The sequence below is a fragment of the Isoptericola cucumis genome (assembly GCF_014635665.1).
Taxonomy (GTDB): domain Bacteria; phylum Actinomycetota; class Actinomycetes; order Actinomycetales; family Cellulomonadaceae; genus Isoptericola; species Isoptericola cucumis.
Genome location: NZ_BMDG01000008.1, coordinates 75,948 through 94,899, shown reverse-complemented (window position 1 = coordinate 94,899; position 18,952 = coordinate 75,948). Strand labels below are relative to the sequence as shown.

Sequence of the window (18,952 nt, the reverse complement as noted above, 5' to 3'; positions counted from 1 at the left end):
ACCCGCTGAAGGAGCATCACCATGCTGCGGAACGTCTCTCGTACCGGCCGTCTCACGGCCACCGTCGCGCTCGGCACGACGCTCGCCCTCACGCTCGCGGCCTGCAACCGCGACTCGGGGGGCACGGACGGCGAGGGCGGTGACGGGGGCGCCGCCGACGGCGCGTCGGTCACCCTGTCGCTGTCCACGCTGAACAACCCGTTCTTCGTCGACGTGCGCGACGGCGCCCAGAGCGCCGCCGACGAGCTCGGCATCGAGCTCGAGGTCGTCGACGCGCAGAACGACTCCACGGCCGAGGCGAACCAGGTCGCGAACTCCGTGACCGGCGGCGCCGAGGGCCTCATCATCAACCCGGTCGACTCCGACGCCGCCGGCGCCGGGATCGGGCCGGCCGTGCAGGCCGACCTCCCCGTGGTCGCGGTGGACCGTGCCGTCAACGGCGCCGAGGTCGACTCGCTGGTGTCCAGCGACAACGTCGCGGGCGGCAAGCAGGCCGCCGACGCGCTCGCCGCCGCCATCGGCGAGAAGGGCGAGGTGATCGTGCTGCAGGGCGTGGCCGGCACGTCCGCGAGCCGCGACCGCGGCGAGGGCTTCGCCGAGGGCATCGCCGCCTACCCGGACATCGAGGTCGTGGCGACGCAGACGGCGAACTTCGACCGTGCCGAGGCGCTCGACGTCGCCACCAACCTGCTCCAGTCCCACCCCGACGCCGTGGGCGTGTTCGCCGAGAACGACGAGATGGCGCTCGGCGCCGTCCAGGCGCTCGGCGACCGGGCCGGGGACGACGTCGCGGTCGTCGGCTTCGACGGCACCGACGACGCCCTGGCCGCCGTGCAGGAGGGCACCATGGTCGCGACCATCGCCCAGCAGCCCGTGGAGCTGGGCAAGCAGGCCGTCGAGGTGATGTCGCAGGTGCTCGCGGGCGAGAGCGTCGACGCCGAGATCCCCGTGCCGGTGGAGACGGTCACCTCGGACAACGTCGCGGACTTCGTCAAGTGACGTCGGACGGCGCGCACGCCCGGCGTGCCGGGATCGTGGTGGTCGGGTCGACGAACGCCGACCTGGTCCTCGGCGTCCGGGCCCACCCCGCGCCCGGCGAGACGGTGCTCGGGCACGGCATGCAGGTCATGTCCGGGGGCAAGGGCGCCAACCAGGCGGTCGCCGCCGCCCGGCTCGGCGCCGAGGTGGCCCTCGTGGGCGCGGTCGGCGACGACGAGTTCGCCGTGGCCGCGCTCGCCGGGCTCCGCGCGGCCGGGGTCGACCTCGACGCCGTGGCCGTGGCGGACGCGCCCACCGGGATCGCGGTCGTCACCGTGAGCGACGACGGGGAGAACTCGATCGTCGTCGTGCCGGGCGCCAACGGGACGGTGGACGCGGACGTCGTGCGCGCGCACGAGGCGCTCGTTGCCGGCGCGGCGGTGGTCGTGCTGCAGGGCGAGATCCCCGTGGCCGGGATCGAGGCCGCGGCGCGGGCGGCGACGGGCCGCCTCGTCGTCAACCTCGCGCCGGTGGTCGACGTGGCCGAGGACGTGCTGCTGCGTGCCGACCCGCTGGTGCTCAACGAGCACGAGGCCCGGCTGGTCGGGGAGCGCCTCGGCGTGGCGGCCGGGCGGTCGGACGACGAGGCGGCGCTCGTGCGGGGGCTGCTCGCGCGCGGCGTGCGCTCGGTGGTGCTCACCGTCGGTCCGCGCGGCGCGCTGGTCGGCGGGGCGGACGGTGGGCTGGTCGGCGGCGCGGCCGCCGTCGTGCGGGTGCCGTCCCCGCGGGTGCGGGCGGTCGACACGACGGGCGCGGGGGACGCGTTCGTCGGAGCCCTCGCGTGCGGCCTGAGCCGGGGCGACCGCCTCGTGGACGCGGCACGGACGGCGGCCCGCGTCGGGGCGTTCGCGGTGCGCGCGGAGGGGGCGCAGGCGTCCTACCCCGGCGTCGGCGACGAGCTGCCGGAGGTCTCGGAGGTGGCGTCGTGAAGCGGCGCGGGATCCTGCACGCCGACCTGGCGCGCGAGGTCGCGCGACTCGGCCACACGCACCACGTCGTCGTCGCCGACCGGGGCCTGCCCCTGCCGCGCGGCGGCGAGGTCGCCGTCGTCGACCTCGCGCTCGTCGCCGGCGTCCCCTCGTTCGAGCAGGTGCTCGACGCGCTGCTGGACGAGCTCGTCGTCGAGGCGTCGACCCTCGCGGACGAGGCGCGCGGCACGGTCGTCGAGCGGTGGGTGACCGCGCGCGGCCTGGAACCGGCCACCGTGCCGCACGAGCGGCTCAAGGAGCTGACCGCCGGGGCCGCGCTCGTCGTGCGCACCGGGGAGTCGACGCCCTACGCCAACGTCGTGCTCCGGTGCGGCGTGCCCTTCTGAGCGCGCTCGGCCGTTGGCCGTGCGTGGTGTCGGTGGTGCGGGCCAGGGTGGAGACATGACACCGCACACGTACCCGCACGGGGTCCCGAGCTGGATCGACCTGGAGCCTCCCGACGTCGACGCCGCGACCGCGTTCTACGGCGCGCTGTTCGGGTGGCGCTTCACCGACAAGCTGCCGGCAGGGGCGCCCGGCCGGTACGTCGTCGCGTCGTGGGACGGCACCGACGACACGGCGATCGCGGGGATCGCCACCGCGGACCCGGGGTACGACGGCGAGGTCGCGTGGCACACGTACCTCGCGGTGGACGACGTCGAGGCGGCCGCGGCCCGCGTCGTCGAGCTCGGCGGCACCGTGAGCTCGCCGCCCGAGGCCGTGGGCCCGCCCGGTCGGCCGGCCGGTCGGATGGCGCGGATCGTCGACCCGGAGGGGGCGCCGAGCCGGCTCTGGCAGGCGGGCACCCGGCTGGGCGCGCAGCGGGTGAACGAGCCGGGCACGTGGAACTTCAGCGACCTGGCCACGCCCGACCCGCAGGCGGCGCTCGCGTTCTACGGCCCGCTGCTCGGGTGGGAGGTCGACCCGGCGCTGGCCATCGGCATGGCGCGGGTGCCCGGCTACGGCGACCACCTGGCCGCGACCAACGACCCGGGCATCCACGAGCGGCAGCAGGACGTCGCGCCGCCGGGCTTCGCCGACGCGGTCGCCGGGATCCTGCCGTCCGACGGGCCCGCCCACTGGCAGGTCACGTTCGCCGTCGCCGACCGGGACGCCTCTGCCGAGGCCGCGGAACGCGCCGGGGGAGTCGTGCTGCACTCGAGCGACGGCGAGTGGGCGCGGACCGCGACCGTGCGCGACCCGCAGGGCGCCGTGCTGGTGCTGTCGCAGTTCGCCCCGCAGGGCGAGGGGTCAGCGGCGCAGGGGTGAGCCGACGACGGTGAACCGGTCGCCGCCGAACTCCCCGGACAGCAGCGGCCGCGCCTCCGAGATCGACGCCTGCACGCTCGGGAGCTCCAGCGACGCGCGGTGCGCCTCGGCGGACGTCCACAGCTCGGCGACGAACACGCGGTCGGGGTGCTCGTCGTTCACGCCCACCTCGTAGAGCAGGCAGCCGGCGTCCGCCAGGTCGTCGCTCGGCCGCGTCAGGAACGCGACCAGGTCGTCGCGCCTGCCGGGCGCGGCGCCCAGCCACCCCACGTTCGCGTACGTCATGGCGGCACCGTAACCAGACGCGGTGACGCCGGCCGGCACGGCTCGCGGGCGGCGGCCGGTTCAGGTCCGGTTCAGGGTCGCCGGGCGCGCACCAGCAGCACCGTGCCGCCCAGCAGCGTCGTGCGTCCCACCTCGCGCGCGTCGACCATCCCGGCGGCCGCCAGCAGGCGCGGGATCCCGTCGTCCGCCGCGTCGTCGCGGTAGCCGCCGGCGGGCGCGTCGTGACCGTGGCCGTCGGCGTCGTGACCGTGCCGATGGCCCTGGGCGTGCGCGTCGTGACCGTGCCCGTGGCCCGTGCCTCCGCCGTGGCCCTGCCCGTGCCCACCGAAGTCGGCGATCGTCACCCACCCGCCGGGCCGCAGCACCCGCATCAGCTCGGCCGCCATGGACTCCTTCTCCGCCATCGGCACGTGGTGCAGGGCGAGCGACGACACGACGTGGTCGAGGCTCGCGTCCGGCAGCGGCAGCCGGTCGGCGTACCCGCGCACGAGCGTGAGGTCGGCGGTGCGGGCGTACCGCCGGCGCCGGGCCTTGCGGGCGGCGGTGCGCAGCGCGCCCGCGTCCGGGTCGAGCCCGGTGACGACGGCGTCCGGGACGGCGCGCAGCACGGCGAAGGCGAGGCTGCCGGTGCCGGTCCCGACGTCCAGGACGCGCTGCCCGGGGGAGACGCCCGCAGCCTCGACCGTGCGACGGTGCAGGCGGCGCACGCCCAGCGCGCGCGTCATCGGGTCGTACAGCGGCATGAGCCAGGCCTTGCCCATGCCGGGCAGGAACGCCTTGCCCTGCTCGCCCGGGTGGACGTCGTCGAGCATCCGCACGCCGTTCGGTGCGGCGTCGTGCGAGCGGTGTGCGGTCATGTCCGGCACCCTTCTGCGTGAGGGCCGGGATCTCCGGCCGCTGCCCATCCTGCGGCGGGCGGGCGGGGCCGGAGCGGACGAAAGTAGGCGGGGATGCGACATTCTTCGGACACCCCGGCGGCCGCCCCCGCGGGCGGGCACGGGGACGTGGGCACGCGCGGTGTGGGGCCGGGGCACCGCCCGCGCGCGACGCGCCTGCGCACCGTGCGCGCCGACGGCACGCCCGTCTACCGCTACGACCCGCGACCGGGAGCGCCGCCGATCACCGTGCTCCGCTTCGACGGGCCGGAGCACGACCCGCTGCCCGACGGCCACCGGCACGTCCACGACTTCCTCGTCCTCGTCCTCGTGGAGCAGGGCGGCGGCACGGTCCGCCTCGGGGACGGGCAGCACGAGCTGCGCGACGGCGACCTGTTCGCCGTCGGGCCCGGGCAGGTGCTCGGCGCGGGCGACGTCACGACGCTCGCGCACGCGCGGGCGTGGAGCGTCTTCTTCATGCCCGACGCCGTGCCGGCGCTCGCGGACGTGCCACCGATGGCGTGGGCCGGGCACCCCCTGGCGGCCCCGTTCGCCGCCGAGCCGGGCGGCCACCCGCGCGGGCTCGCGGTGCCGCCCGCCGACCGGGCGCGCTGGTCGGCCTGGTTCGCCGACCTGGCCGCCGAGACGGCCGCGCCGGAACGGGTCGGGGCGTCGGCCGCGGCGTCGGCGCTGCTCACCCGCATGCTGGTGGAGCTGGCGCGGCTGCGTGCCGCGTCGACGGAGGGGGCGTCGTCCGACGCGTCGTCGGCCGGCCCGGTGGCGGACCCGCTGGTGGCGCGCGTGTTCGCCGTGGTGGAGGCGCGCTTCCGCGAGCCGGTCTCGCCGCGGGACGTCGCGCACGACCTCGGGTACACGACCGGCCACCTGAGCACGCTGGTGCGCGAGCGCACGGGCCGCACCCTGCAGGAGTGGCTCACCGAGCGGCGCATGACGGAGGCCCGGCGGCTGCTGGCGGAGACCGACCTGCCGCTGGCCGCCGTCGCGCAGCGCACCGGTCACCGCGACGCCGGATACCTGGCGCGGCGCTTCCGGGAGCGGTACGGGGTGACCCCGGTGCGGTGGCGTCGTGAGACGTGGTCGCGGTCGGGCGGCGGCGACGTGCGACCTTCCGGCGGCTCGGGCGGGCCGGGGTAGGTCAGGCCGAGGCGGCGCCGGCCGGCGCCGGCACCGAGCGCTGCCGCAGCACCTCGCGGCGGCGCGGGTCGGTGACGAAGGCCGGGAACCGCACCAGGCCGGGCCGGCGCGCCTCCCAGCGGAGCATCAGGACGGTGCTCCGGCAGACGAGCTCCTTGACCCCCGCGCCCAGCCGCGAGCCCGCGCGGCCGCCGAGGTGGACGCCGACGGGCACGTCGTCCCGGCGGGAGAACTCGAACATCCCGGCCCCGCGCCCGAGGCTGATGCACTGCCCGGCGAACGCGAGGGCGACGGGCGCGGGCTCGGTGCCCGCGATGCGGCTGAGCACGGTGTCGCCCGCGATGGCGCCCAGCTGGCCGGCGGCCTGGCAGCTCATCCGGAACGGGAGGTCCGACGGCGCGGCCGAGTCGCCCGCCGCGACGACGCGGTCGTCGTCGACGCTGGTCAGCGTCTCGTCGGTGCGGAGCCGGCCGACCGGGTCGGTGGCGAGGCCGCTGTGCGCTGCCAGGTCGGGGACGCCGAAGCCGGCGGTCCAGATCGTGACGGCGCCCGGCACCTCCCGGCCGTCGGCGAGCCGCACGGCCTCGGGCGTCACGGACGTCACCGTCGCGTTCGGGCCGGCGAGGACCGTGACCCCGAGCCGCGCCATGCGGGCGGCGACCGTGCGCCGGCCGTTCGCGTGCAGGTACGGGCCGAGCACGTCGCAGACCAGCGTCACCGCGTACCCCTGCTCCGCCAGCTCGGTCGCGGCCTCGATGCCCGTCGGCCCCGCCCCCACGACGGTCACCGCGGCGCCGGGACCGGTGGCCTCGAGCACGGGCCGGAGGCGCTCCGCCTCCTCCAGGGACGCGATCGGGTAGGCGTGCTCCGCCGCCCCGGGGACGCCCGGGTCGGCGCTGCCGCTGCCGACGGCGTAGACGAGGTAGTCGTAGCCGAGGCTGCCGCCGCCCGCCAGCGTCACGGTCCGTGCGGGGGCGTCGATCCGCTCCGCCGCGTCCACGACCAGCCGGACCCCGCGGGCCAGCACATCCCGGTAGTCGACGACCGCGTCGTGCGTGCCCGCCACCCGCTGGTGCAGGCGGATCCGCTCCACGAACGTCGGCCGCGGGTTCACCAGCGTCACCGCCACGTCGTCACGCTTCGTCAGGCGGTTGGCCGCCATCACGCCGGCGTACCCGCCGCCGACGACGAGAACCTCGGTCTTCTCACGCATGGTGCCTCCCTCGTTCCCAGTCTCTCTGTCACCACGACGAGAGCGGGTGCGGAGACGTGACGCCCGCTGATAGCATCACCTATCGGAGGTGGTGTGGTGGATGACGGCGACGTGTCGGCTGTCGAGCGCGCGTTCGAGGACTACCTCGGTTCCCTTGCGGAGCGCGCGGAGGCGTTGCGGGACGAGGCTCGGACAACTTTGGAACGAGGGGCCCGACAGGCGCACGACCTGGGCTGGAGCCAGCGGCGTATCGCAGGGGCGCTCGGACGGAGTCAGCCCGAGGTCAAGCGACTCCTGCACCGGGCGCTCGAGAGCGATCCTGATGTGGCGAACGTGGGCGTACGGCCGGCCTGCCAGTCGGTCCTGGATGACGTCTTGCGCCGCCGTCGGGATGACATCGTGGCGGCGGCGAGTCGCCATGGCGTGCGGCACGTGCGCGTCTTCGGGTCGGTGGCTGCCGGTACCGCTGACGCGGGATCCGACGTCGATCTGCTGGTCGATCTCGACGACGGGGTCGGGCACTTCGCGCTGGGCGCGCTGGAGGTCGAGCTCGAGCAGATGCTCGGCCGGCCGGTCGACATCGTGCCCGAACGATCGCTGCGCTCGGCGGTGCGGGAGTCGATCGGTGCGATCACCTTGTGAGGCGCTCCGACCATCAGCTTGCTCTGGAGTCGCTGGAACACCTGGCGATGCTGGAGCGGCATGTCGCGGAAGGTTCATGGTCGGCACAGGTCACCGTGGACGCGGTCTGCCTCAGGCTCGCTGCGGCGATCGATGCTGCGGCGCGGCTCAGCGCCGATGGTCGCGACCGAGCGTTCGGTGACGCGTGGCCAGTGGTCCGGGCGACGCGCAACCGCATCGTCCACGGGTACACGACGATCGACGCTCAGATCGTGCGCGCGACTGTCGAGAACGACCTCGGCGCTCTGCGAGCGGCCCTCGAACAGCTGGTGGAACGCGCTCCCTAGGTGCGCGCGACGGCGCCCGGCCATCACAGGATGACCGGGCGCCGTCGTGCGTGCCTGGAGGGCCAGGCTGCGGTGCTGTCAGGCCGCGGTGGTGACCTCGATGCGCTGCGGCGTGGTGCCGGCGAAGACGCCGGCGACCGTGACCGTCAGGATCCCCGCGTCGTAGGACGCGGTGACGGCGTCGGGCTCCACGGCCTTCGGCAGGGCGACGACGCGACGGAAGGAGCCGAAGCGGACCTCCGAGATGCGGCGGCCCTCGGACTCCTCCGAACGCTGGTCCTTGCGCTCGCCGCGCACGACGAGCTTGCGGCCCTCGACCTCGACGGTGACGTCCTCGGCCGGGTTCACGCCCGGCAGGTCGAGGCGGGCGACGAGGTCCTCGCCGTCGCGGTACACGTCCGCGGCGGGGCTGACGCCCTCGGTGCGGGCGACGTCGGCGAAGCGGGGCGTCCACAGGTCGCGGAGCCAGGCGTCGGCGAACGGGGTGCGGGTCAGGGTGGTGGTCATGCTGTCCTCCTCGGGGTGGGTGCTGCTGACGGGTACAACTTGAGCCACCCCGGCTCAATTTCCGGGTTCGCCGACGGCGATCAGCCCGCGAGGTCGAGCCGCGCGAAGGTGGGAGCGTCGGCGCGCCAGGCGCGGATCACGGAGGAGTGCTGGGCGTACTTCTCGGCGAACGCCTCGACGGCGCGCCGGCACTCGGCCGGGTCGGTGACGAGCGCGACTCCGGCCGGCCATGCGCTGTGGCGCCGGCCCACGCGCACCCGCTCCTGGGCCAGCGCGTTCTGCAGCCAGTCGCTGCGCAGCCCACCACGCACCGCGACGTACAGCCGGTCGCCGACGGGGGCGAACCAGACCGTCACGGCGTGCTCCGCACCGCTGACGCGCCCGCGCGTGACGATCCGGCACGTGGTCGCTCCCGACAGCGCCGCCGGGATCCTGGCCTCTGCCACGAGCCCACCGTACGACGGCAGCGGATCTGGGCGGATCGTCGCGCGCAGGTCGGGGCGTCGGCCGAGCGACGGTCAGGGCTCGGAGGAGTCCTGGTCGTCCGACGCCCCTGCCGCAGCCGGCACGGGTGAGGAGCCGCGGCTGCGCCCCTGGCCGGCGACCTTCGGCCGCCCTCGCCCGGCGTCCCGCTTGTCGAGGATGCCCGCGAACTGGGCCTCGAGCGCGGCTCCGCGTTCGGCGTGCATGCCCTTGACCAGGCTGAACATCATGATGAAGACGAGCAGGAAGATCGGTAGCCCGATCACGGTGATCACCTGTTGCAGCGCGGCGAGCCCGTCCTGCCCCGTGAGCCCCCCGAGGATGATGAGCGACGCTGCCAGCGCACCCTCGCTGACCCCCCAGAAGACTCGCTGGCGCACCGGTCCGGCGTCGGGGGTGCCGGTGCAGAGCATGTCGACCACCAGCGACGCGGAGTCGGACGACGTGGCGAAGAACAGCGCCACGACGACGACGGCGATCCCGGAGACCAGCGTCGCGGCCGGGAAGTTGTCGAAGAACGTGAACATCGCCAGCGCGACGTCGTCGGACACGGCCTCCGAGAGGGCCCCACCGGAGCCGTCGATGCCGTCGAGCTCCATCGCCGACCAGCCGAAGACGACGAACCACACGGCGGTGAAGAGCGAGGGCGCGAGCAGCACGCCGCCGACGAACTGGCGGATGGTCCGGCCCTGCGAGATGCGGGCCAGGAAGACTCCCATGAACGGGGCCCAGGTGACGGTCCACGCCCAGTAGAAGACGGTCCATCCACCCTGCCAGCCCCAGCCGCCCTCCTTGGTGAACGGCGACATGGCGTCGTTCCACAGCGCCAGGCCGACGAGGTCCTGCAGGTAGACGCCGATGGACTGCGGGATCTGGCGCAGGAGGAACAGCGTGTCCCCGGAGACGAGCACGAACACCATGAGGCCGACGGCCATGAGGATGTTGAGGTTCGACAGCCGCTTCACGCCCTTGTCGAGGCCGGCGACGATGGAGGACACCGCGACTGCGGTGAGCACGGTGATGATGCCGACCTGGAGCCACATGCTGTTGTCGACCGACGGCAGCAGCGCGTTGACGCCGGCGCCGATCTGCGACGTCCCGAGGCCGAGGGAGACCGCGAGCCCGAACAGCGTGCCCAGCACCGCGAACACGTCGATCGTCTTGCCGACCGGGCCGTAGATCCGCTCCTTGAGGAACGGGTAGAAGACCGAGCTGACCCGCAGCGGCAGCTTGTACCGGTACACGAAGAACCCGAACGCCAGTCCAGGAAGGGTGAAGATCGCCCACGTGTGCAGGCTCAGGTGGTAGAGCGAGATCGACATGGCGTCCGACGCCGCCTCCGCCGAGTACGGGTCCACCCCGTCGAGCGGCGGTGTGGCGAAGTGCGACATCGGCTCGGCCACTCCCCAGAACATCAGCACCGTGCCGATGCCGCCCGCGAACAGCATCGCGAACCAGGACAGGTTCCCGTACGCGGGGCGGGAGTCGTCGTCGCCCAGGCGCAGGTGCCCGAACCGGCTCAGCGCCACGTACGCCAGGAACAGCACCCAGACCGTCACGCCCAGGATGAAGAACCAGCCCAGGTTGGTGACGATCCATTCCCGGCTGTCGCCGAACACTCCGCCGATCTGCTCGGGGAAGACCAGCAGCATGGCGAGGAACAGCACCATGAGCACCGCGGAGACGAAGAAGATCGTCGGGTCGGTCCGTAGTCCCAGTCGACGCGCCAGCGCGTCCAGACGCTTCTCGGCCATCGCAACCCCCTTGTCGCTGCCCGCACCGGCCCCCCGGCACGGCGGTCACGTCCACCTTCACGACGCGGAAGGTCGAAGTCCAGGAACGCGGCCGGGTGCGGGCCAGGGTGTTCAGGCCGTCGCGCAGGGGAAGCCGTTCAGGGTGACCAGCGACGGCGCGGCGGTGCCGGAGGGTGCGTCCCCGACGAACCCGAACGTCGTGCGCTCGCCGGGGGCGAGCGCGGCGTTCCAGCCCAGGTTGGCGGCGCGCACGACGTCGCCGTGCTGCTCGGCCTCGACGCTCCACACGTTCTTGAGCGACTCGCCCGCGCCGAACCGCCAGGCGGCGGTCCAGCCGTCGACGGGTGTGGCGGCGGTGTTCTCGACCCACACCTGGGAGGTGAACCCGCGCGGCCAGGTGCCGTGCACGGTGTAGTCGACGGCGCACGTGCCCGCGAGCTCAGCCTCCGTGGCGGGCGCGAACGGCGCCTCGGCGTCGCCGGTCCAGCGCACGAGCCGCAGGTCGGCGGTCTGTGCGCCGCTGCTCCCGGAGTTCGTCGCGAGGTAGAAGAACCCGTGTCCCAGGGGCTGCAGGCCGACGTCGGCCTTCTGCTCCCAGCCGCGGATGCCGGTCTCCTCGTCGACGAGGCCGTCGTCGGCCAGGGCGAGCAGCAGGCCGCGCTCGGTGCCCTCGCCGCCCGGGCCGGGCACGCCGAGCAGGTCGCCCTCGACGGGTCGGGTGGCGGCGTCGACCGCGAACATCAGGTAGTTCGGGAACTGCGGCTTGGTGCCCCGGTACACGCCCAGGAACCAGCGCTGCTGCGCGTCGTCGTAGGCGAGGTTCTGCACGCCGTACGTGGTGTTGCCGGTGCGGACGAAGTACTTGCCGTCCACCTCGGCCGGGCCGCTGCGGTGCGGGTCCTCCTCGGTGAGCGGACGCTCGTAGCGCGCCCAGTCGGAGACGTCGTACTGCAGCAGCACCTGGTGGTCGTTGTCCGTGCGGGACGTGTTGGCGTAGATGCCGTACGCGACCGTGAGGCGCTGCTCGCCGCCCGTCCTGCCGAACGCCGGGCCGAAGCTCACGCCGTCGATGCCGGAGCTGCCGTACCGGTGGTCGGCCGTGTCCCCGACGTTGCCGTCGAACTTCCCGTCGCCGTCCATGTCGGCGGCGTAGTCGTCGTGAACCTCGGGCAGGTACACGGTGGAGAAGACGTCGGACTCCTGGGCGTCCATGCCCACCTCGTCCACGTCGTCGACGTCGACGACCGCGACGTAGAAGGCCTCGTCGTCCTTGTACTCGAGCGAGCCGTAGACGCGCCCGTCCTCGGCGTTGAAGTCCAGGTCGCCCAGGTGGCCCGTGAAGCCTTCGACCGTGCCGACGAGGTTGCCCTCGAGGTCGTACTTCGCCAGCAGCGTCGTGAACGAGTAGTAGACGAAGCCGCCCGCCTGGTCGACGGCGACTCCCTGCACGTGGCTGGTGGGCCAGGTGCCGCCGTTCTGCTCCAGCGGGAGGCTCGCCACCGCGGGCGGTGCAGCGTCGTCGCCCGGCGCGGGCCCGGGGCTCGCTGCCGCCGGCGTCGCCAGGGCGAGCGGCACCGCGAGCGCCGCGGCGACCGCGGTGACGAGCCGCGTGGTTCGAGGTCGGTGCATGGGATCTCTCCTGGGGCGCAGTGCCCGGGTCCTGCGTCACTGCAGATCAGCGGCCCGGCTGTCGGCGACCAGTCCACCTCGTGCGACCGACACGATCGAGGCCCGGGGCCGAACGCCGCGTGAGCAGCAGGTGAAATCCCTTGCGTGCCTGCCGCGCGTCGTGTAGATGTTTCCCCAGGTCAAGAGTGACCGGCGAGACGCCCTCCGCGTGCCGGTCCGGCAACCGCGCCCCTCGCGCACGGTGCCCCAGGAGGAAGACCCGCCCTGGCCGACCGGCCTGGGGAAGCGCGAGGTTGTCGTCGGCCCCGGAGCGCACCGCGAGCGCGGGGACCGCCGTCGCCTCCCGAGCCCGGAGGACGAGAGATGTCCACATCGACCGATGTCGTGGGCGACGCGACCATCCAGCTGGTGCGGCCGGAGGACCCCTGCGAGGCGCTGGTCGCGCAGGACGCCTTCACGGTGGTCTGCCGGAGGCACCCGGTGCACCAGTCCGGCCTGCGGCGGGCCGAGGGCTGCACGGTCGTCCCGGCCGTGCTGTGCGTCGCCTGCCGGCGTGCGGTGAAGCCGTTGCGCGCCTGGGTCACGACCGGCGTCGCCGAGCCGTGCCCGCGGTGCCGGCGGGTCGTCGACGCCCTGACGCTCATCGCCCGGACCCTCCCCACCCGGCGTCACGGTGCCGGCGACGAGGCAGGCGGGCCCGACGACGAGGACGCCGCCCCCGTGCGGTCGCGCCGGCTCGCGCCGCTGTTCGCGGACGTCGTCCGCCGGGGTGCGCCCCCCGTCGCGCTCGACGTCGCCGCCGTCGCGCCCGTGTTCGGCACCCGGGGCGAGGTGCTGACGTTCCACGAGGACCTGGCGTACGTGACGCACGAGGACTGGGACCGGCTGGTCGGTCACGACCACGGCGCGTACTGCGCGTCGCTGCGGGCGGGCATCCTGGCGAACCACGCGAGCGCCCGGGTGCCGCTGCGGCCGCGGTCGGAGGAGTGGTTCGAGCGGTTCGTGGCCGAGCTCTTCGCGTCGGACGACGCGCAGCAGCCCGGGCCCGAGGTCCGGCAGGCCCGCGAGGCCCGGGTGTTCCGCGCGGCGCGCGCGGCCGGCGAGGCCGTCCGGTGAGCCGGGTCGCCTGACCGCGCTGCCCCGTGCCCACACGGCGACCTGGAAGCCTGGTCACGTCGACGACGTTCACCGGGACATGACGTCGACCGAGGCAGTGCCGCAGGCCGCGGACGTCGTGGTGATCGGCGCGGGGCAGGCGGGGCTGTCCGCCGGCTACCACCTGCGGCGGCGCGGGTTCGTGCCGGCGGGTGATCCGGCGGGCGGGGCGCGCACGTACCTGGTCCTCGACGCGGAGGACGGGCCGGGAGGCGCGTGGCGGCACCGGTGGCGCTCGCTGCGGATGAGCACGATCAACGGGATCCACGACCTGCCCGGCATCGAGCAGCCCGACGTCGAGCCCGAGGCCGCGAGCGTCGACGTGCTGCCCGCCTACTTCGGCGACTACGAGGACGAGCTGGGGCTCGCCGTCGTGCGGCCGGTGCGGGTGCGCCGGGTCGAGAAGGCGGACGACGAGCTCGGCGACGGGGGCGACGGCGGCCACGGAGACCTGCTGGTCCGCTGGGAGGGCCGGGGGAGCTCGGGCGTGATCACCGCGCGGGCGGTCATCAACGCGACGGGCACGTGGTCCAAGCCGTTCTGGCCCGCGTACCCGGGGCAGGAGACGTTCCGCGGCCGCCAGCTGCACACCGCCGACTACGTCCGCGCGGAGGACTTCGCCGGGCAGCGCGTCGCCGTCGTCGGCGGCGGGATCTCCGCCGTGCAGCTGCTGGAGGAGGTGTCGCACGTGGCGCAGACCTTCTGGTTCACGCGGCGCGAGCCCGTGTGGCGGGACTCCTTCGACCCCGAGGACGGGTCGCGGGCCGTCGCGATGGTCGCCGACCGCGTGCGCGACGGGCTGCCGCCGCTGAGCGTCGTGTCCGTGACCGGCCTGATCCGCACGCCGTCGCTCCGTGCCGCCGCGGCGCGTGGTGTGCTCGACCGCCGGCCCATGTTCGCGCGCATCGCGTCCGAGGGTGTCGTCATGCCCGACGGCGGGCTGGTGCCCGTGGACGTCATCTTCTGGAACACCGGTTTCCGCGCCGCCCTGGACCACCTGCGGCCGCTGGGTCTGCGCGGGGCAGGTGGCGGCATCCGCATGGACGGCACCCAGGTGGACGGCGAGCCTCGCGTGCACCTGATCGGCTACGGGCCGTCCGCCTCCACGATCGGCGCGAACCGTGCCGGGCGGGACGCCGTGAACCGGATCGTCCGGCACCTCAACGACAATTGAAGTAGTCGCCGCTTGTCTCCCAAAGTCGCGTGTCCGGTTGGCCACCACACAGGCAGCCGCTCCCTGTCGCATGGACCTACGTCCCAGGTCTGGTCGTGCGCCGCGCTCTTTCTTGCGCACCGCCACGAATGTCAACTCATGTAGATGATCGAGACAATCGAGTGCCGTGACGCCCCACGATGTTCGCGCGCTGGGCTACAGCCCAGCCCATGTGCGCTGCTGCTCGAGAGCGAGCGTGGACGGCTGCTTCGACGCCTCAATCGGGAGCCGCATCTTCGTTCCGCCCCACGTCGCCCCATACTCCGTGTGCACGAGCTTCGGCGCGAACAGGACCTCAAGGGTTGATTCATGTACTGCCATCAGGCCCCGGTCCCAAAGTCGGTGCAGATCCACCCTCAGAAGGATTCCGTTCGAAGCGACGTTCGATCGCGTTCCCTTGTAGGGGCGGATGTGTGCAGCGTCGAGCACCTCGGGAACGGAACAACCGGTGATCGAACACGTGCCGCCGTAGGCCCTCAGGGCGCGGTCGCGGAACGATGCCTGGCCGCCGCGCACCACGACCTCGCGCAACGACCACTTGCGTACGTCCGACAGATCGAGCGGGTCGAACACGCCCGGGGCGCCGTCCTGCTCGTACAGGGTCGTGGCGATGCGGCCGGCTGCAGCGCCCCTCGTGAGCGAGACTTTCGCCAGGCCATTGGCCTGGATGCCTTTCAGGACGTTCTCCAGCGCCTCGTCGGTAACAGTCCCACCTTTGAGTGCGACCTTCGCTGGCGGGCGGCCCGTGGACTTCTGGATTATTGCGGACAGCAGTAAGCCTTTGTTGCGGAAGCGGCGTCTGCCTCCATCGAACCCAAGTCCACCGGCGACCGCTTCGAGAAACGATCGTTCCACGCTCGCGCCCTTGGCGCACGTAAAGTGGTCGATGTCCAACGCGTCGGAGATGGCAGACATCAGGGTCCGCTCGGGCTCGCGGATGCCGGTACCTCTCGGTGCTCTTGCCATATCGGCCATATTTCCTGATCAGCGGGTCCGAGTCGACCGAAGCAGGTCAGAAGCTCTTCGTCCGGATGAAGGGGCGAGGGCGTACAGGCTGCAGTCGCTTCCGACGGGCGGGTGGGCGACCGCGGCGCGTTCCTCGCCGGTGGAGATCCTAAGAGTCAAATTAAACCGGTGAGGGACCGTAATGAAGTCACGTTCCTGACCTCGTCGCCTGCTACCGCGGACCCTGACAGAACTACCAAGCGTGGTCCGCATGATCACCAACCTCGAGAGTTCTACCGCCCTACCACGTGAACAATGCCCTTTGTCGTTCGGTCAGAGAGTCGCAGTAGCCGGCATCGCCGGAACTGCGAAGAGCGAAGAGCCGGCGCGATCCTCCGCTACCGCGGAGGCATCCTCCGTTTCGGGCCGCTTAGCGAGGCTTGCCTGCGAGCGTTCCCAAGCGGCCTGAATCGACAACTCCAGGTTGCCGTCCTGCGCGAGCGTCTTGGTGACTGCGTCATGGATCGACTGCCCTCGCCGGTCGAACTGTAGGAGGTCGAGGTCACGCGTCACCTGTGCCCACAGTGCGCGAGCGACGACGCCGGTGTTGACGCCGTTCCCGAGCTGCTTCCAGGTTGCAGCGTCCTTCTGTGGCCACTTGAACCCCTCGGGGAGGCCTTGGAGCAGCGCGCCCTCCTTGATGGAGAGCCGGCGACGAAGTGGTCCGATGATCGGAGTCTGCGAGATGGCGACCAATGCTGGCAGGTGGGTAAGTCGCTTGACCCTCAGCCCAGACGGCCGAAACGAGATGACGCACTGGAGGATCGAGGGGGCGTCCTGCGCCTGCCACTCGAACTTCTGCCTCGATTCGGGGAACTGTCGGGTCCTTCCCAGCCATGTACCGAGCCACTTGGAGTCATACGCGCGAAGACGGTCGAACAACTCGTAGTTCTTCCGAAGGTGACTGACCTTCCACGCCATGCCCGCCGCGTCCGCCAGTGCGGTATCACGCTCGTTCTGATCGGTCGTCCATACGTGGGCCCAGATGGGGAACCCCGGCAGGTCCTTGGCCTTGGCGCCGGCACGGTCCGCCTCGGATGCGAGCATCTGGCGAGTCTGCTGGACCCACGCGTCCCAGTGCTCGATCCACGTCCACTCCGCTTCCGAGACCGAGCCGTCGTCAGTGATGGTGATGTCCAGCGGGAGGTGCTTCACGAGGTCCCACTCGTCCGTCATTCGTAGGTTCCCGACGGGCAAGGGCTCGTCGTACGGGGCGAGCGGATCGGGGAGGTCGAGCCTGCCTTCCTTCGCGAGGCGCCGGTACTCCTCGCTTATTTCCAACGGTTCCACACGCGTTGCGGCGATGAAGACCCGGTCGCGTGTCTGCGGGTGCCCTCCGAACTCGGGGGCGAACGACGCGGGGGAGAGAATGTCGGCCTTGTGGCTGACCCGATAGCCGGCGTCGCGCAGCCGCTGAATGATCACGTGCCACTCGTGGGTGTGTCGTGGTCCAGCGAGGTTGCGGACGTTCTCCAGGAGGACAACCGCTGGTCGACGGTGCCGCACGATCTCCATGATGTTGAAGAACAGCGTGCCGCGGGTCTCGTCCATGCCCTGCTGCTTGCCGGACTTGCTGAACGGCTGGCACGGGAAGCCCGCCACGAGCACGTCGTGTTCCGGCACCGCCGTGTCCGGGCTCGCAGTGTCGAGCGTGATGTCGCCATTGGCGTTCCTGCCCAGTGGTCGAGAGCCCCAGTTCGCCTCGTAGACCGCCTGCGCGGCGGGGTCGATCTCGACCGCGTAGACGCATTCGCCACCCATGGCGTCGAGCACCGCGTGGAAGCCGCCGATCCCGGCGAAGAGGTCGACGTACTTGAAGGCCGGTGCGTCAGGTGTGCTCACGGGGGCTCCAGAAGGCCGAGGTTCGAACGTGTGTACAGCTAACCGCATCCGGAGCGGGAGCGCAAGTACCGGCGACGAGGTGTCGCTTCGACCTCTGATCGTCCCACGGGCTCCGCTGTCGGAGGTGTCTGCTTGGGTGGCTGGGTGTCCAACGTCACTACCGAGAACTTCAACCCGGCGCGGACGATTCCCGAGGCCAGCGCCAGGATGTTTGCGCTCGCTGCGGCGCCCGACGCCGGTACGCGGGGGCCGAAGCGCTCGCTCGTGGCGCTCGCGCAGAGTCTCGGGCTCGACGTAGACCTGGCTGCAGTGAACGCCGTTCTCGGGGCGCAGATCGCGGACTCGCTCGGAACTGGTTGGGTCGATGGCGTCGACTACGAAGGCCTGCAGGTGACGTTGATCGGGATGAATAACCTGCTCCGTGCCGCGTCTGCGAGCATCATCCGACTCTCGCGGGAGCAGTCCGTCTCGAGCACTTCGGTCGCCGAGGTCTTGCTGGCATTCCCCGCGTTCAGCCCGGCGCCCGATAAGCAGTCGGCCGTGAACCGCTTGTGCGACATCGCCGGTGTTCCGCACGACGCGCTCGGTCCTGGGGGCAAGGAGCACACCTGGACGCTCCGCGACGTTTCGCGCCGCCTCGCCCCGCACCTGCTCGATCGGAAGCGGACGAAGCACGAGCTTGCCGCTGCTCTCTGCGAGGAGTTCGGCGTCCCGTGGCTGGACGGCGCGGGATCCACAGGCGCGTCGATCACGCGCGACGGGCTAAACCTCCTGCTCGCCGGTGCGGAGCGTGCGGCCCATGTCTCGTCGGCAGGTTGGGCGACGGCCGCTGAAGAGGGCACGGCACTGGTCGGGGCGTTGGCTGACGAGCTCCCGGACCACTGGGACGGCGTCGACTGCATCCGATGGATGCGCGAGGCCGGATCGACCCAGTGGCGGCAGATGGAGTGGTTCGGGTTCTACTTCGAGGAGCGTCTGCGAGACGTGCTCAACAGCCGGTACCCGACTCCGATCGTCGGTGGTCCGCGCGTTCGATACGGCAGCACCATCTTCGACTATGCCTCCCCGACCCGCGTCTGGGACGCGAAGGCTCACACAGCATTGACCCGTGAGCACCCGTGGGACGGAACCGCGCCGTCCAAGCGATCCAGCTCAGAGATGTGGCTCAACGACGCCAAGGCGGTCCGCGCTTGTGTAGAGGAGCAAGGGCTCGGGTTCATCATCGTCGACGGGCTGGCAGGCCTTGACTCCAGTGGTGACTTCCGGGCTTGGCACAAGGCCTTCAGCGAATCCGACGGGCGCGCGCTGAGGAGGTACGTGGCGAGCACGGGCAGGTCCCGTGCCCGCAAGGCTGTTTGGAGCCCGATCGAGCTCCGTGCGATCTGGATCGAGGACACCGCGGATCTCGACGCCGGAATCGCGGCAGGGTGGCTAGCGCAGAAGGGGCAGCCTGACTGGGGGGCCGGCACCGCGCGGCGGGCTCGGAACGACAAGTTTTCGGGTCGACCTGCGAGGGCCAGGCCGTGGCAGGTCGCGTCGCACACGTGGCTTGGCGCGCGCCGAGGTGCCGACCTCTGAAGTTGAGGACGTGTC

Annotated in this window: 19 protein-coding genes and 1 riboswitch; of the genes, 10 read left to right on the top strand and 9 right to left on the bottom strand. The window is 72.4% G+C overall.

What is annotated here, in order from left to right:
- Positions 1 to 21 precede the first annotated feature (21 nt).
- Genes IEW03_RS12775 through IEW03_RS12760 form a run of 4 tightly spaced genes read left to right on the top strand, consistent with a single transcriptional unit; the run spans position 22 to position 3,275 of the window.
- Positions 22 to 999, top strand: a complete 978-nt coding sequence (locus IEW03_RS12775; RefSeq protein WP_188524073.1) for a substrate-binding domain-containing protein — start codon at positions 22 to 24, stop codon at positions 997 to 999.
- Positions 996 to 1,967 carry a ribokinase gene (locus IEW03_RS12770; RefSeq protein ID WP_188524072.1) on the top strand — a complete coding sequence of 324 codons (972 nt, stop codon included), beginning with the start codon at positions 996 to 998 and terminating at the stop codon, positions 1,965 to 1,967. Before IEW03_RS12775 ends, IEW03_RS12770 begins: the two co-directional genes overlap by 4 nt.
- Positions 1,964 to 2,353 (top strand): D-ribose pyranase, encoded by a 390-nt coding sequence (gene rbsD, locus IEW03_RS12765; protein WP_188524071.1) that lies wholly within the window; start codon positions 1,964 to 1,966, stop codon positions 2,351 to 2,353. The genes IEW03_RS12770 and rbsD overlap by 4 nt, the downstream gene beginning before the upstream one ends.
- A gap of 55 nt (positions 2,354 to 2,408) precedes the next feature.
- Positions 2,409 to 3,275 (top strand): VOC family protein, encoded by an 867-nt coding sequence (locus tag IEW03_RS12760; protein WP_188524070.1) that lies wholly within the window; start codon positions 2,409 to 2,411, stop codon positions 3,273 to 3,275.
- Here the strand turns inward: IEW03_RS12760 and IEW03_RS12755 are convergent.
- A complete protein-coding gene (locus tag IEW03_RS12755) occupies positions 3,258 to 3,560 on the bottom strand; it encodes a putative quinol monooxygenase (protein WP_188524069.1) in 303 nt (100 codons plus the stop codon). The two genes, IEW03_RS12760 and IEW03_RS12755, sit on opposite strands and share 18 nt — an antisense overlap.
- Positions 3,561 to 3,631: 71 nt before the next feature.
- Entirely contained in the window at positions 3,632 to 4,417 is a 786-nt protein-coding gene (locus IEW03_RS12750; protein ID WP_188524068.1) for a class I SAM-dependent methyltransferase, read from the bottom strand.
- Positions 4,418 to 4,510: 93 nt separating this feature from the next.
- Here IEW03_RS12750 and IEW03_RS12745 point away from each other — a divergent pair, with 93 nt between their 5' ends.
- The gene (locus IEW03_RS12745; protein WP_188524067.1) at positions 4,511 to 5,590 is read left to right on the top strand and encodes an AraC family transcriptional regulator; all 1,080 of its coding nucleotides are present in this window, start codon (positions 4,511 to 4,513) and stop codon (positions 5,588 to 5,590) included.
- A gap of 1 nt (position 5,591) precedes the next feature.
- On the opposite strand, the gene IEW03_RS12740 is transcribed toward IEW03_RS12745, so the two are convergent.
- Entirely contained in the window at positions 5,592 to 6,803 is a 1,212-nt protein-coding gene (locus IEW03_RS12740) for an NAD(P)/FAD-dependent oxidoreductase (protein WP_188524066.1), read from the bottom strand.
- A gap of 96 nt (positions 6,804 to 6,899) precedes the next feature.
- Between IEW03_RS12740 and IEW03_RS20430 the strand changes: the two genes are divergently transcribed.
- Entirely contained in the window at positions 6,900 to 7,445 is a 546-nt protein-coding gene (locus IEW03_RS20430) for a nucleotidyltransferase family protein (protein WP_229737972.1), read from the top strand.
- Complete coding sequence (locus IEW03_RS12730) at positions 7,442 to 7,771, top strand: HepT-like ribonuclease domain-containing protein (RefSeq protein ID WP_229737971.1); 330 nt, start codon at positions 7,442 to 7,444, stop codon at positions 7,769 to 7,771. The genes IEW03_RS20430 and IEW03_RS12730 overlap by 4 nt, the downstream gene beginning before the upstream one ends.
- 78 nt (positions 7,772 to 7,849) lie before the next feature.
- Here IEW03_RS12730 and IEW03_RS12725 read toward each other — a convergent pair whose 3' ends face one another.
- The 4 genes from IEW03_RS12725 to IEW03_RS12710 all read right to left on the bottom strand — a co-directional run bounded on the left by IEW03_RS12725 (position 7,850) and on the right by IEW03_RS12710 (position 12,144).
- The gene (locus IEW03_RS12725; protein WP_188524065.1) at positions 7,850 to 8,278 is read right to left on the bottom strand and encodes an Hsp20/alpha crystallin family protein; all 429 of its coding nucleotides are present in this window, start codon (positions 8,276 to 8,278) and stop codon (positions 7,850 to 7,852) included.
- 80 nt (positions 8,279 to 8,358) lie between these two features.
- Entirely contained in the window at positions 8,359 to 8,724 is a 366-nt protein-coding gene (locus IEW03_RS12720) for a DUF2255 family protein (protein ID WP_188524064.1), read from the bottom strand.
- 72 nt (positions 8,725 to 8,796) lie between these two features.
- Positions 8,797 to 10,515 carry a BCCT family transporter gene (locus IEW03_RS12715; RefSeq protein ID WP_229737970.1) on the bottom strand — a complete coding sequence of 573 codons (1,719 nt, stop codon included), beginning with the start codon at positions 10,513 to 10,515 and terminating at the stop codon, positions 8,797 to 8,799.
- 111 nt (positions 10,516 to 10,626) lie between these two features.
- Entirely contained in the window at positions 10,627 to 12,144 is a 1,518-nt protein-coding gene (locus tag IEW03_RS12710; protein WP_188524063.1) for a cellulose-binding domain-containing protein, read from the bottom strand.
- A gap of 177 nt (positions 12,145 to 12,321) precedes the next feature.
- Positions 12,322 to 12,438: riboswitch (SAM riboswitch) on the top strand.
- Positions 12,439 to 12,507: 69 nt separating this feature from the next.
- Here IEW03_RS12710 and IEW03_RS12705 point away from each other — a divergent pair.
- Both IEW03_RS12705 and IEW03_RS12700 read left to right on the top strand, forming a co-directional pair.
- Positions 12,508 to 13,260, top strand: a complete 753-nt coding sequence (locus IEW03_RS12705) for a hypothetical protein (RefSeq protein ID WP_188524062.1) — start codon at positions 12,508 to 12,510, stop codon at positions 13,258 to 13,260.
- Positions 13,261 to 13,339: 79 nt separating this feature from the next.
- Positions 13,340 to 14,473: an FAD-dependent oxidoreductase gene (locus IEW03_RS12700; RefSeq protein WP_188524061.1), complete on the top strand. Its 1,134-nt coding sequence runs from the start codon at positions 13,340 to 13,342 to the stop codon at positions 14,471 to 14,473.
- A 195-nt stretch (positions 14,474 to 14,668) separates the two neighbouring features.
- Here IEW03_RS12700 and IEW03_RS12695 read toward each other — a convergent pair whose 3' ends face one another.
- Together IEW03_RS12695 and dcm are read right to left on the bottom strand one after the other, a co-directional pair.
- Positions 14,669 to 15,427, bottom strand: coding sequence for an HNH endonuclease (locus tag IEW03_RS12695; RefSeq protein ID WP_188524060.1), 759 nt, complete (start codon positions 15,425 to 15,427; stop codon positions 14,669 to 14,671).
- Positions 15,428 to 15,790: 363 nt separating this feature from the next.
- Positions 15,791 to 17,359 carry a DNA (cytosine-5-)-methyltransferase gene (gene dcm, locus IEW03_RS12690; protein WP_188524059.1) on the bottom strand — a complete coding sequence of 523 codons (1,569 nt, stop codon included), beginning with the start codon at positions 17,357 to 17,359 and terminating at the stop codon, positions 15,791 to 15,793.
- 144 nt (positions 17,360 to 17,503) lie between these two features.
- Between dcm and IEW03_RS12685 the strand changes: the two genes are divergently transcribed.
- Positions 17,504 to 18,937, top strand: coding sequence for a hypothetical protein (locus IEW03_RS12685; protein WP_188524058.1), 1,434 nt, complete (start codon positions 17,504 to 17,506; stop codon positions 18,935 to 18,937).
- Positions 18,938 to 18,952 lie beyond the last annotated feature (15 nt).

Coding starts and splice junctions, on each gene's coding strand:
- IEW03_RS12775 (WP_188524073.1), top strand. CDS start 22: ATGCTGCGGAACGTCTCTCGTACCGGCCGTCTCACGGCCACCGTCGCG.
- IEW03_RS12760 (WP_188524070.1), top strand. CDS start 2,409: ATGACACCGCACACGTACCCGCACGGGGTCCCGAGCTGGATCGACCTG.
- IEW03_RS12755 (WP_188524069.1), bottom strand. CDS start 3,560: ATGACGTACGCGAACGTGGGGTGGCTGGGCGCCGCGCCCGGCAGGCGC.
- IEW03_RS12750 (WP_188524068.1), bottom strand. CDS start 4,417: ATGACCGCACACCGCTCGCACGACGCCGCACCGAACGGCGTGCGGATG.
- IEW03_RS12745 (WP_188524067.1), top strand. CDS start 4,511: ATGCGACATTCTTCGGACACCCCGGCGGCCGCCCCCGCGGGCGGGCAC.
- IEW03_RS12740 (WP_188524066.1), bottom strand. CDS start 6,803: ATGCGTGAGAAGACCGAGGTTCTCGTCGTCGGCGGCGGGTACGCCGGC.
- IEW03_RS12725 (WP_188524065.1), bottom strand. CDS start 8,278: ATGACCACCACCCTGACCCGCACCCCGTTCGCCGACGCCTGGCTCCGC.
- IEW03_RS12715 (WP_229737970.1), bottom strand. CDS start 10,515: ATGGCCGAGAAGCGTCTGGACGCGCTGGCGCGTCGACTGGGACTACGG.
- IEW03_RS12710 (WP_188524063.1), bottom strand. CDS start 12,144: ATGCACCGACCTCGAACCACGCGGCTCGTCACCGCGGTCGCCGCGGCG.
- IEW03_RS12705 (WP_188524062.1), top strand. CDS start 12,508: ATGTCCACATCGACCGATGTCGTGGGCGACGCGACCATCCAGCTGGTG.
- IEW03_RS12700 (WP_188524061.1), top strand. CDS start 13,340: ATGACGTCGACCGAGGCAGTGCCGCAGGCCGCGGACGTCGTGGTGATC.
- IEW03_RS12695 (WP_188524060.1), bottom strand. CDS start 15,427: ATGTCTGCCATCTCCGACGCGTTGGACATCGACCACTTTACGTGCGCC.